Below are 13,352 nucleotides of genomic sequence, written 5' to 3'. Positions count from 1 at the left end.
TCCCAAATCTACAATTTTAATATATAATTAATATTTTCTAAAAGTTCCTTTATATCTGAAATATTGCAATCAGCCATATGAGCTATTCTAAATGTTTTTTCTTTTAACTTTCCATAACCATTAGAAATCTGAAATCCTCTTTCACCTAATTCTCTATTTAAGTCAGCTACACTTATGTTTCTAACATTTTTTATATTAGTAAGAGTATTCGAAAGATACCTTTCATCAGCAAATAATTCAAAATATTCTCTAGCCCAGTCTCTAACATACTCAGCCATCTCTAAATGTCTTTTATATCTATTTTCCAATCCTTCTTCTAGTATTTTATCCAGCTGGTAATCCATAGCAAACATATGTGAAATAGAAGGAGTTGAGGGATACTGGTAATTTTTTTTCTGTATATAATCATAGAGTAAAAGTAAATCCAAATAATACCCTCTGAATTCTACTTTTTTTGCTCTCTCTACCGCTTTTTTTGAAAAGGAACAAGCTGATATTCCTGGAGGAAGCCCTAAAGCTTTCTGACTGGATGTTAAACATACATCCACACCAAGTTTATCCACTTCTATTTTAGTACCTCCCATAGAACTAACTGTATCTAAACACCATACAACCTCTGGATATTTCTTTACAACTTCAGATATTTCCTCTACAGGATTCATTACTCCAGTTGAAGTTTCATTATGAGTTATACAAATTACATCATATTTATTAGAATCTAATACTTCATGAATTTTTTCTATATCTAAAGCTTTTCCCCATTCCACTTCATACAAATCAGCTGGCACATTATTATTTTTAGCCATTTCATACCATCTTTTTCCAAATGCACCTATTGAAAAAACTGCTGCTCTTTTTGCTGTACAGGTTCTTACGGCCCCTTCCATAAGTCCACTTCCTGAACTGGTGGATAATAATATCTCTTCTTTCGTATTAAATAAAATTCTTAATTTATCACTAATTCTCTTTTGCAATGCAGAAGCTTCTTTGCTTCTATGCCCTATCATAGGCTGGGACATTTTTTCCAACACATCTTCTTTTACTTCTACAGGCCCTGGAATAAATAATTTTTTATGCATACTTGTACCTCCAAAATTTACATAATTACTTAAATAAATATTATAATTAATATATAAATCAGGTATAAAACAAAAGAGTCAATAGCCCCCTCTAGGGACGATTGACTCGCGTTGCCACCCTTATTAATTATACTTTCATGTATAATTCTCTCAATTTAAATAACGGTTTTCCGTATTATTCATCATAATAATCCTCCAAGGCGGATTCACAAAAATTAGGTATCAGTTTACACCAGCCACTGATTCTCTTTTACCTGAACTTATATTACTATTCTCTTCATAGGATAATATTTAATTTTAATATAAAAAAGCCAATCAAATCCTCTTAGGGACGATTGGCTCGCGTTACCACCCTTATTGATTATATAAAAATATAACCCTCTCATTAAAATAACGGATTTTCCGTACTACTCATCGCAGTAACTCTCCAAGATGGATTCACAAAAGTATAGGTATCAGCTTCCACCAGCCACTGATTCTCTTTTACCTAAACTTATGTTACTATTCTCTTCATAGAATAATATTTAATTCATTAGGTCTTAAGATTTGTTATCTATTATATGTTGTATTCTTATATATGTCAATACTTATTTTTAAAATAAAACATAATTTTTAATTAATACTTATCATTTTTCCAATTTTATTAAATAGATTTTTCGTACATTTGTTGTTAGAAAAATTCATACAATTACTGCAATCATTTGCAACATAACTAGCCTGTAGACTTAACATATAACTTCTAGCCCTATATTCTTTACAATTCTCTGCAATGATCATTTTATCTTGTGACGAAAACATTCAATTCACTCCCAAAAACATTATAACTTTAGTATTGTCTGAATCTAAAATTTTATTTATTTAAATTTAATACTTTCATTATATTTTTTTGGGTTTGATCTATTTTTTTATTTTTATATCTTATGGCATTTATGGGGCATATATGTATACATCTAAGACATAAAATACATTTACTATGAAAAATTGCATATCCTCCTTCAAATGTTATATTTCCCTGCGGACAATTTCTCAGGCATAATCCGCACTTATTACATTCTTTTGTAGAATATATATTCTTAGATAATTTAGGAACCATACTTTTAAATATATCATAAGCTATTTTGTTTAATTGAAGCCTAATAAAAAAAGTGTTTTCATTAGTATTTTTATTTTTTATAAAATTTTCTATTACATTTTTAACTTTTTTATCAGCTTTAATCAATAAATTTTCAATTTCATTTTTCGTAGGTTTTTTACCTATAAAAAAATAATAGTTATTTGGCATTTTTACGCTAATCTGTGCGGAAATAATATATCCTTTTTTCTTTAAACATTTTGCTATAAAACAACATGCAGAAGACGATTCAGCTGCTTGTGTACAATATATTATAACTTTTTTGTTTTTCTTTAAGGAATCAAGTCTATTCAAAAAATCTCTTACAATTTTGGGTGGAAATCCCACATGAACTGGTGAACCTATAATTACAAAATCACATTTTTTTAATCCTTTATCTTCTATATGTTGTATATCTATTAAATCTATGTCTACATTATAAAACTTAAAATTTTTTTTAAATCTATCTGCCACCCATTTAGTATTTCCAGTACCACTAAAATAATATAAAATACCTTTCATAGCATAACAACCTTAACTTTTACATTTACTAAATTATAAAATATAAAAGAAATTATTCCTCTCTAAAATATAATATACTTCTATTCTAATTAAGTTCTTTACTCCTGATTTTTTTTCGCATATATTTCTCTATTTTTAACCATAATCTTGCTTAAAATTTCAGCTGATGTAGGTGGAGTAAATGCTATTGCATTGGCACCTGCCAGGATAGTATTTTTTATACTTTCTTCTGTTGGACCTCCTGTAGCTATTATAGGAAAACTAGGATATTCATCTCTAACCTTTTTTACTATTTTAGGAGTTTCTTTAGCACCTGATACATTTATTATAGTAACTCCCGATTCCACTCTTTCTTTTACATTTTCATACTCTGACACTATTGTTACTATTATAGGTATATCTATAGTATCTCTTACCTGTCTTATAACTTCATTTGGAGTAGGACTATTTAAAACAACTCCCATAGCCCCTTTAAATTCTGCATCTAAAGCTAAGTTTACAACTCTTCTTCCTGCTACAGCTCCCCCGCCAACTCCACAAAATACAGGTATATCTGCAGATAAAAGAATTGCTTGAGTTATGAGAGGCTGAGGTGTAAATGGATATACTGCAATAACTGCATCTGCATTACTATTTTTTATAACTGCTACATCTGTAGTAAACAAAAAAGATTTTAACCTTTTACCAAATATTCTTATACCACTTGTTTCTCTAATAACCTCAGGTACCTTAACCATATGCCTTATAGGGATACCTTTTATTTCAGGTATATATTTAGCCATATTTTCTCCCCCTTTTTGTTCTTTAACCTATTAGCCTATTGCAGTATTAACAACACTTACTTTATTAATTCTTCAGTATACTCTATTTCTTTTAAAACTTTTTTTACTATTCTTTTACCAACTTCATCATCTTGCATTTCATTTAAAGCATCTTTTATATGAATCCAGTTAGCATCTTCCACCTCAGCAGATTTTTTTATATATCCGCTTCCATAATTGGCCATAAATGTAAGCATTAACAACTCTTTTTTATTGTTAAATACATATTCACTCCCTAAATATTTTAAATCCTTTATTTTAAGTCCAGCTTCCTCAAATACTTCTCTATGAACAGTTTGTTCTACATTTTCACCATTTGTAACATATCCTGATAATAAAACCTTACAATTTTTAAATATATAACTTTGCTTTAACAATAATATATAATTTCCCTTTACCACCGCCACCATTACACAGGGTCTAGGAGTATCAAAATACATTATCTTGTCTTCAGGACAGTACGGAACTCCTCCTTCGTCCCAGCTGTATTTTTCTTCTAATTTTCTTCCACATATCGGACAGTATACAAATTTCATAAACAAGCTGCTACAAAAGCAGCTACACCCCCTTTGATTTTAATAAAATTTTTACATGTCATATTTTAAACATTAATATATTAATATTATAAACTACATATACAAAATTAAAAATAAATTTAATATATATTATACAATTTATTATAATTGTACCTTTATTTCATCTTTTAAAATTATAAAATTTTCACCTACATCACAATCATAAGCAACTATTTGAACATAATTGTCCTTTGCATATCTTAAAGCTTCCCCAAACTTTTTATCCATTTCATCATAAGGTCTAAAATATCTAACTTCTTTCATTTGAATTAAAAATAATACTGCTGCATCCATCCCAGATTTTTTTACTTCTACCAATTCTAATAAATGTTTTCTACCTCTCTCTGTAGGTGCATCTGGAAACATGGCCACTCCTTTTTTCTCTAAAGTAACTCCCTTTACTTCAATATAACATTTTTCACTTCCATTTCCCGAAAGTTTAAAATCGAATCTGCTGTTTCCAAAAGTCTTTTCTCTTTCTACTTCTTTATATTTCTTGAAATAACTTATGTTTCCACTATTTAGAGCTTCTTCTACAACTTTATTTGGAATCTGTGAATCTATATTTATTAATTTATTTCCTTTATATCCTGCTATTAAATCATATTTTGTTTTTCTATTTATGCCATTTTCTTCTCTTAACAGTATTGTTGCTCTTGGGACAAGTATCTCTCTACATCTTCCCGTATTAGGAACATGAACCATTATCTCTGAGTCATTCAACTTAACATAAGCTTGAAATCTATTAGGTCTTCTAATAAATTCAGCCTTTACTATATTTTTATGAAATATCAACCTATCAACTCCAGTAGAACTAAATTTATTTATACATTTAGATCATACCAGATTCTCATATGTAACATGTAATTTATTTTTGTTATATTTTTATGAATAAGTCTTTATCCGAAGGCTACCATTGCTAACGTCCCCATCTTCTTCAAAGTGGAGGATAAGCACTGCTACGCCCCTGGATAAGTTCTTCTAAAGTTCAGATGGAGAAAGGTATTCCTTACAAGCAAACTCCACCTGAACCTAAGAATCACTTGATAATAAAAAAACTTCATCCTTAAAATAAAAAAATGAAGTCTCATACATTAAAATTTCTAAAAAAATAATTTAAATATTATAAGAAATATTACTCCCGGTATCCCAAGAAAGCCTGCAATAAGTGCAGTAACGGCATTAATTCCTATACTAAATCCAAAATAGCTTCCTATTAAGTTTACAATTATTAAAAGCACCACACCAAGTACTGCATTTATAATAAGTTTAAATAATATTTTTATAGGCCATGAAAATACTTTTACAATAACATATAACCCCACTATAGCAATTAAAAAATACCCTATATATTCAACCATAATACTTATTCCTCCCATATAACCCACTATTAGTATAATTATACACTTAACTATAATTACTACTTAATTTATATTCTAACAGTAAAAAAATATTAATACAAAAGAAATAAGTCTAAATTTCTTATTTTTTAAGATAATTTTCTATTATTATCTACATTCTTAGATATATTTTTATAATTCAATTTTATTTTATTTTTTTTCATTTCATTTAATAGATACATATATTTTGCTTTTGCTGCTTCTTCCATATATATGGCATAATCCACCAAATGAGGATCTTTCACAGCATCAAAGTATATTCTACACCTCTCCAATTCTTGTCTGGCCATTTCTATATCCTTTAATAACTTTTTTTGTTTTGGTGTATATTTTGAACCTTTTCTCAGTAAATACTTAACTACATTATATTTATTCATAGAACATGAAACCTCCTGAAATTTGTATATTACTTTAATAATTAACATAAATTATGTGTAATATACAAATTTTACTCATATTTCTGTTCTGCCTTCTAGTGCCTTTAATAATGTAACTTCATCTGTATACTCTAAATTGCCCCCTACAGGAATACCATGAGCTATTCTAGTGACTTTTACTCCGAGATGCTTTAATATTTTAGATATATACATAGCTGTAGCCTCTCCCTCTACATTCGGGTTAGTAGCGACTATAACTTCATTTACATCACCATTTATTCTTCTTATAAGTTCTTTAAGTTTTATATCTTCAGGTCCTCTTCCTGCCATAGGCGATATATTGCCATGTAATACATGGTAAACTCCATTATATTCTTTTATTTTCTCCATGGACATTATATCTTTAGATTCTTCAATTACACAGATTATACTTTTATCTCTATTAGGATTTGAACATATGGCACAAGGATCAGAATCTGTAAAATTTCCACAAATAGAACAATATTTTATAGTATCTCTTGCTTTAACTAATGCCTTAGCAAATTCTCTCACTTCATCTGCTGGTAAATTCAATACATGTAATGTAAGTCTCTGAGCTGTTTTATGTCCTATTCCTGGAAGCTTTGCAAATTCTTCTATTAACTTTTCGATAGCAACAGGATAAAAATCCATAATATCACCTCAATATAAAGCCCCATCTTTTAAGATGGGGTCGTAAATTTTAAAACATTCCTGGAATATTAAGTCCACCAGTTAGCTTTTTCATTTCAGCAGCAGTTTGATCTTCTGCATTTTTTAATGCCTGATTACATGCAGTTAAAACCAGATCTTCAAGCATTTCTACATCTTCTGGATCAACAGCCTCTGGTTTAATCTTTATACTTACTATTTGCTTCTTTCCATTTACTACTACTGTTATGGCTTCTCCACCGGCAGTAGCAGAAAACTCTTTATTTTCAAGCTCTGATTGCATATCCTCCATTTGTTTTTGAAACTTTTGAGCCTGTTTCATTAAATTATTCATATTTCCCCCGCCACCAAAGTTAGGGAATCCTCCTCTTGCCATAGCCTATTTCCTCCTCAATTAACTAATATCCATTTAATTATATCATATTTTTATCCGAAGGCAGCAATTAGTTAACACCCTCAACTCCTTTAAAGTAGGGGATGAACACTGCTGTGACCTTTATAAGCTCTCCTAAGGTTCAGATGGAGAAAAGCATTACTTATGAGTAAACTTCATCTAAACCTCTGAATCACCTAATAAAATCCTGTTTATAGTTTTGCATCATATATTATTCATCAAGTATTTCTATTATATCATCTCCAAAAGTATCCTTTAACAGCTGTTCTCTTGAAGGACTATTATCCTGCGCATCACTTTCTATAGAATATTTAACTGTAACCTTTTCCTTTAGTATTTCTGAAAATATTTGCTCTACTATTTTTATATTTTCTTGTTTTTCTAATCTTTGCTTATGAAAGGCATAATCCTTACTATACTCTATGGTTATTACCCCTTTTTCACATTTTACTATTTTACCTGTAGTAAGTGCTGCAAATAATACCATATGATGTCTGCTTTTAAATAATTCAAGTATATCTTTCCATCTTTTTTTTGCTATGTCTAATGTGATTTTTGAATATACATTCTCTTCTATTATAGATTGTGTTTCCTTATTTATCAAATTTTTTTCTGTATTATCGTAATCTTTGATTTCTTCAATCATATTATTTTTCTTAATTACTCTCCCAGTTGTCTCTAATTCCTTAGACGGTATTTTTTCATGATAAACTTTCATTCCCCCTTGTTTAAAGGCCTCTTCCAATTTATTTAACCTAGAAAGCATTATTTCTTTGGAAGTATCATATTCTATCTTACACATTTTTATTACTGCAAGTTCCAAATAAATTCTACTTTGCTTAACCCACTTAGATTGCTCCTGAGCATCTTGAAATATATTTATATACCTCATTATTTCCTCTACACGTATTTTCTGGGTCTGTTCTTTTAAAAGTTCTATATTTTCTTCTGATATATCTAAAACCTCTTCTGGATTATTAGAAATTTTCACCATTAATAAATTTCTTAAATGTACTATCATTTCTTTAATAAAATTATATATATCTTTTCCACTTGAAATCATATCATCAATTACTTTCATAGACAATTCTATATTCTTTTCTATTATACTATCTGTAAGGCGGAATAAATTTTCATTTGTAACTAAACCCAACATATCAATAACACTATTATATTCAACTTTTCCACTTCCCATAGATATAGCCTGATCCAGCACACTTAATGCATCTCTCATAGCTCCATCACATATCCTAGATATCAGATTTAAACTTCTATCATCTGCAAAGATCCCCTCCTCTTTAACTATAGCTCTAAGTCTATTAAATATTTCTACACTTTTTATCCTTTTAAAATCAAATTTCTGACATCTAGAAAGTATAGTTACGGGAAGTTTTTGTGGATCTGTAGTTGCAAGTATAAAAATTACATTTAAGGGGGGTTCTTCTAGAGTTTTCAAGAATGCATTTACAGCTTCTTGAGTAAGCATATGTACTTCGTCCATGATATATACTTTGTATTTACCTTCCTGAGGTGGATATTTTACATTTTCTATTACATCTTTTATATCTTCAAGCCTTCTTTTAGATGCTGTATCCATCTCAATCACATCCATTGAAATGCCTTGATTTATCTTTTTACACATTTCACACTCATTACAAGGTTCTCCCTGTTGAACATTTAAACAATTTACTGCCTTTGCCAATATTTTTGCCATTGAAGTTTTTCCCGTCCCCCTTGTTCCCGAAAATAGATAGGCATGAGCTACTCTATTATTTAATATTTGATTTTTTAATGTAACAGTTATATGATCTTGACCTACTACATCTGAAAATTTTTTAGGTCTCCACTCCCTATATAGGGCAGTATAGGACATATTGTCACCTTCTTATATATAATTTTATATAATAAAAAAGACACCTTCATGGTATCTTTAAATGCAATTATTAAAGTCGTGCACCTTGCTTCGTCTAATAAAACACAAGCGTTACCCATACAGTTAACTCAAACCAGGTTTATCCACGGCACACAAAAATATTCACTTACCGCTGCTTCCTTCCGGACCTGACGGGGTTCATGAGTTTTTGTTGCGTGGGACCAAGCTCTCAACGCCACTTTTATGGGGCAGACCTCACATTTTAAAGTCTAAGCTAGGAATTCAACCCTGCTATAGCGGATTGCAGGTTACAGGGCACCGCTAACTCCCCATCTAGCACGACAAAGTTAAAATGGCGGAGAGAGGGGGATTCGAACCCCCGGTAGAGTTTCCCCTACACACGCTTTCCAGGCGTGCTCCTTCAACCACTCGGACATCTCTCCACAAAGTTTACTCATGAAAATACGTTATAATGTTTCAAATGATATTACATTTACTATCTTTTTAGTAAATGTGTTTATTATTCGTAACAGGTCATATTATAACATCCTTTTATTTATCAGTCAACGAAAAATTTTTACCTCTTCTATGCTTTTATGGCAATATTTAATTATAATACCTTTATATGGATTATATAGTCTATTTAAGCCTCATTACAAATTTTAGATACCTATACCTATTTACCTACAGTACTTACGCAACACAAAAAAAGACTGAAAAATCAAGGGTTAAAGCACTTAATTTATTCCAGATGATTGTTGCTATAGGATTTGTAACATCATTTACCTGTTTACTTTTAGAATCTTTTGATGCTAAATTAATAATATAGAGAACATTATTAATTTTTATTTGAACAAATTCTTATAAGAAGCAGATAGTTTCACCAATTGTGTTAAGATTATTTTTTGATTGTAGTATCTGCACAAAGATGAAGGATATAAATACTAAAGAAAAATATCCCTCTAACTTTTCAAGACTTCTTACTTGAACCCTTTCAAAATTTAAAAATTGCTTAATGTCTCTAAAAAATACTTCTATATCTCAACGACATAAGTATTTTTTACAATATCCTGTGCAGGTGTATCAAGCATATCAGTTATAATAAATCTGGTATTTTTTATAGGTGCACCATAGCCGTTTTTGACAAGTGCTAACCTGTAACGTTCCGATACCAGATAAATCAGCCCTTATAGCTTTGATATAAAGACCTGTAGCTGGATAAAATCTGTACTGCTTTTTATTGAAAAGCATACTTACAGTTTTTACATTAAAATTAAACTTATTTTTGTAAATTACCTTACGGTTGTTTTTAAGCATGCACACGTAATGGTAGTTACATTTTTTTAGTAAAGTTAATAATGCTTTTGAGAAATATCAGGTATCGAATGTGATATATTCGACCTGTAATCCAAATTTGTAAGCGAAGTTTAGCCGTTTGTGACTGTATACACTGGATAAATAAAATAATGACATTGTTATTATTTATAAAAACTAATGGTAATAATCTCGTTAATGAATCATGGGATATCCATAGAAGTTTTTGTGCAATATATGTAGCAGAAGAATTATTTCCATACAAAAAGTTACAAATATAATGGTGCTGTTTTGTGAAAATAAAAATTTATGAAAATTAAATTTGTATACTAAATCCATAATTAAATCATGAATTCCATATTTGTTAACAGAAATGTTATTAAAGAAATTATTGCTATTTTCCAAAATATATCCCTGTCTAAAATATACTACAAATATAATCTTTAACTATATGATTAAATTATGGTAATTCCTATAGCAACAACTTTTTACATAGTAGTTTAATATTCAAGCTATTGATTTTTCTATGATTAAATCATTCTGCGTAAGTACTGTTAGGTATTTAATTTAGAACTAAATGCTTTAACAGAACAACCAATATTATACTATTTATTTTTATAAAATCAATCTTTAAATATTAAAAATAAAAACCGGAATATTATTTGTTTTCAATTTATTACTAATTAAGAGCATATTTAATTGTTTTAAAATCTCAAGTCTCTTTCACCATTTCTAATACGACTAAGATAATTTATAGCTTTTTCACGCTGCTTTTCATTTGGAACATTTTTAATTTCATTATCAATCATTTTTTGCCCCATATCTTTTAATTCCTCATCAGCATAATCTTTCAAATATTCCTCAAAGGTTAACAATGCATTTGGAAGACAATAATTGCCTATGTTGCCAGACTTGGCTAGAGGCATAAACCTATCTCCCGTTCTACCTGCACGATAACAGGCTGTACAATAACTTGGAACATACCCATCTTTTACAAGTCCCTTAATTACATCAATAGGTTTTCTATGATCTGCTAAATTAAACTGAGGTTTTTCCTCCACTCCATATTCATCTACAGTTTTTCTTTTAGCATATCCTCCTACCCCTACACAAGAACCTGCACTCATCTGGGAAATACCTACTTCTAAAAGTTCCTTACGGAAGTCAATACTTTCCCTAGTAGAAAGAATCATTCCTGTATAAGGAACTGCCAGACGAATAGTTGCCACTACTTTTTTAAAATCTCTATCTTTTACCAAATGGGGAAAATTACTATAATCTACGCCTTCTGCAGGTAAAAGTCTAGGGAAAGAAATTGTATGTGGTCCAACACCATGAACTGCTTCCAAATGCTCAGCATGCATTAAAAGAGCTACTGTTTCATAGTGGTAATCATATAAACCATATAGGGGACCAATGCCTACATCATCAATACCACCTCCTCCCATTGCCCTATCCATTGCTTCTGTATGCCACTCATAATTATGCTTTGGTCCAGAATGCATATCAAGGTAGGTAGGTTTGTGATATGTTTCCTGAAATAAAATATACGTTCCTATTCCTGCATCCTTTAATTTTTTATAGTTTTCTTCAGTTGTAGCAGCAATATCTACATTTACCCTCCTAATAGCACCATTTTCAAATTTTTCATTATAAATAGTCTTTATACACTCTAAAATATATTCAATTGGACATTTTTCATCATCCTCACCTGCTTCAAGAAGGAGCCTTTTATGTCCCATAGTTTCCAACGCCTTAACCTCTTCCCTCAATTCATCTTGTGAAAGCTGATGTCTGCCAATTTTATTTGCACACCTATAGCCACAATATTTACAATTATTTACGCAATAACTTGATAAATAAAGTGGTGCAAATAATACAATCCTCCTGCCATAAATTTTTTCCTTAACCTCTTTTGCAATCTTATACATTTTCTCAAGAGTTTCATCATCATCAATCTCCAGTAAAACAGCCGCTTCTCTATGAGTAAGTCCTCTATACTTTTTTGCCTTAAATAAAATCCTGTTAATTTCATTTTTGTCTTTAACAAACTTTTTGGCTTCATTAATTGATTCTAAAACCTCTCCATCGTCAATGAATTCATTAGAATCCATGGATTTTACATTATACATATTTTTACCCCTTTCTAAAATAATTTTATCAAGTATTCCTTTGAATATTTATATCTATAATTTCTATTATTATTCGCTTACATTAAATAAAAACTCCCTTCCTGAAACTCATTCAGAAAGGGAGCAGCTTAGCAAAAACAAAACTAAAATTAAAACATGCCACATGCACGCCTTTCCGCTGGAAAATACCTTACGGTTAGGTAATCAACAAGCCTTGTATCCCCAAGTAACTTTAATACAAGCAAATACAATGCATATATTAGAAAATAATATAATTTTCTTAACTTAGTTTTAACACACATTTTTATCTTTGTCAAACAATGTATTATACAGGACAAACGCATGAAAAGTAATATTTTATTATTTAAGAAATTTATATTAAAAAATAAGTGTCAAGTATATTAAATTTTCACAATTTTCAACATAACTCAAAAGAAAATATTTTCAAATAACCAGATACTCCTTATTTCAGGATATATCCCGTGACATCAAAAACAGGCTCAATTTTATTAAGCTAAAAATGTGTGTTTTACAACTAGATCAATAAAAGCTTCGTCTGTCATTGCCTTTGCTCTTTTTCTTGAATCACTCATTGTTTTTTCAGTTTCTATATTTCTGAGTATATTAAGTGCAAATTTTCTAAGTAGTGATAAATTTTCAGGGCCATTTTTTTCCTGCTCCTATTAGAATCCTCATCAAAAATTACATCAAGTACCACAATGCACCCACTTATATGCAGAAGCTTTAAAAGTTCTGGAATTCCTTTGGATCAATCCATTCAAAAACTCTTTGCATGGTACCATGAAAAGGTATCCTATACGGCAAAGTAAGATATTTTTTGAAAAAGCTGCTCCTGTTATTTGCAAAATCTTCTACGGCAACCCAACTATCGCAGTTTGCCAACGTACCAACTACAGCTATAAATAATATATCTGTTAGATTATGTTTAATTTTTGCTTTTTGTCTCTATCTGTTATAATTCCAAAATAATCTATCATTTTATTTTTTATCATAGCATTCATACCTCATATAATTTATATGAATTATCATACTATAATAATTAA

The 13,352-nt window shown here is 29.8% G+C and carries 12 protein-coding genes, 1 tRNA gene, 1 other RNA gene, 1 pseudogene and 2 other annotated features; all 15 genes and pseudogenes read right to left on the bottom strand.

Going from position 1 to position 13,352, the window contains the following annotated elements; translation table 11 throughout:
• Positions 1–8 precede the first annotated feature (8 nt).
• Positions 9–1,079, bottom strand: a complete 1,071-nt coding sequence (locus AB3K27_RS01100; RefSeq protein ID WP_368489439.1) for an alanine--glyoxylate aminotransferase family protein — start codon at positions 1,077–1,079, stop codon at positions 9–11.
• Between the two features lie 90 nt (positions 1,080–1,169).
• Positions 1,170–1,369 (bottom strand) — a binding site (T-box leader).
• Positions 1,370–1,403: 34 nt separating this feature from the next.
• Positions 1,404–1,602 (bottom strand) — a binding site (T-box leader).
• An 89-nt stretch (positions 1,603–1,691) separates the two neighbouring features.
• Positions 1,692–1,877, bottom strand: coding sequence for a hypothetical protein (locus tag AB3K27_RS01095; RefSeq protein WP_368489438.1), 186 nt, complete (start codon positions 1,875–1,877; stop codon positions 1,692–1,694).
• Between the two features lie 52 nt (positions 1,878–1,929).
• Entirely contained in the window at positions 1,930–2,712 is a 783-nt protein-coding gene (locus AB3K27_RS01090) for an EFR1 family ferrodoxin (RefSeq protein ID WP_368489437.1), read from the bottom strand.
• 98 nt (positions 2,713–2,810) lie between these two features.
• A complete protein-coding gene (locus tag AB3K27_RS01085; protein WP_368489436.1) occupies positions 2,811–3,494 on the bottom strand; it encodes a hydrolase in 684 nt (227 codons plus the stop codon).
• A 56-nt stretch (positions 3,495–3,550) separates the two neighbouring features.
• The gene (locus tag AB3K27_RS01080; protein WP_368489435.1) at positions 3,551–4,069 is read right to left on the bottom strand and encodes an NAD(+) diphosphatase; all 519 of its coding nucleotides are present in this window, start codon (positions 4,067–4,069) and stop codon (positions 3,551–3,553) included.
• A gap of 141 nt (positions 4,070–4,210) precedes the next feature.
• A complete protein-coding gene (gene sfsA, locus AB3K27_RS01075; protein WP_368489434.1) occupies positions 4,211–4,903 on the bottom strand; it encodes a DNA/RNA nuclease SfsA in 693 nt (230 codons plus the stop codon).
• Between the two features lie 308 nt (positions 4,904–5,211).
• Positions 5,212–5,469: a pro-sigmaK processing inhibitor BofA family protein gene (locus AB3K27_RS01070; RefSeq protein WP_368489433.1), complete on the bottom strand. Its 258-nt coding sequence runs from the start codon at positions 5,467–5,469 to the stop codon at positions 5,212–5,214.
• 128 nt (positions 5,470–5,597) lie between these two features.
• Positions 5,598–5,885, bottom strand: a complete 288-nt coding sequence (locus AB3K27_RS01065; RefSeq protein ID WP_368489432.1) for a DUF2508 family protein — start codon at positions 5,883–5,885, stop codon at positions 5,598–5,600.
• Between the two features lie 75 nt (positions 5,886–5,960).
• A complete protein-coding gene (recR, locus tag AB3K27_RS01060) occupies positions 5,961–6,557 on the bottom strand; it encodes a recombination mediator RecR (protein WP_368489431.1) in 597 nt (198 codons plus the stop codon).
• 49 nt (positions 6,558–6,606) lie between these two features.
• Positions 6,607–6,951 carry a YbaB/EbfC family nucleoid-associated protein gene (locus AB3K27_RS01055; protein WP_368489430.1) on the bottom strand — a complete coding sequence of 115 codons (345 nt, stop codon included), beginning with the start codon at positions 6,949–6,951 and terminating at the stop codon, positions 6,607–6,609.
• Between the two features lie 229 nt (positions 6,952–7,180).
• Positions 7,181–8,842: a DNA polymerase III subunit gamma/tau gene (dnaX, locus tag AB3K27_RS01050; protein ID WP_368489429.1), complete on the bottom strand. Its 1,662-nt coding sequence runs from the start codon at positions 8,840–8,842 to the stop codon at positions 7,181–7,183.
• Positions 8,843–8,918: 76 nt separating this feature from the next.
• An RNA gene (ffs, locus tag AB3K27_RS01045) (signal recognition particle sRNA large type) lies at positions 8,919–9,184 on the bottom strand.
• An 11-nt stretch (positions 9,185–9,195) separates the two neighbouring features.
• Positions 9,196–9,285, bottom strand: a tRNA-Ser gene (locus AB3K27_RS01040).
• Positions 9,286–10,860: 1,575 nt separating this feature from the next.
• Positions 10,861–12,288, bottom strand: a complete 1,428-nt coding sequence (hydG, locus tag AB3K27_RS01035) for a [FeFe] hydrogenase H-cluster radical SAM maturase HydG (protein ID WP_368489428.1) — start codon at positions 12,286–12,288, stop codon at positions 10,861–10,863.
• A gap of 744 nt (positions 12,289–13,032) precedes the next feature.
• A pseudogene (locus tag AB3K27_RS01030) lies at positions 13,033–13,242 on the bottom strand (transposase family protein); the annotation flags it as partial.
• Positions 13,243–13,352: the final 110 nt, after the last annotated feature.

Origin of the sequence: Clostridium sp. BJN0013, assembly GCF_040939125.1 — a bacterium.
Lineage (GTDB): Bacteria > Bacillota > Clostridia > Clostridiales > Clostridiaceae > Clostridium_B.
This window is presented reverse-complemented; position numbering and strand designations above follow the sequence as displayed.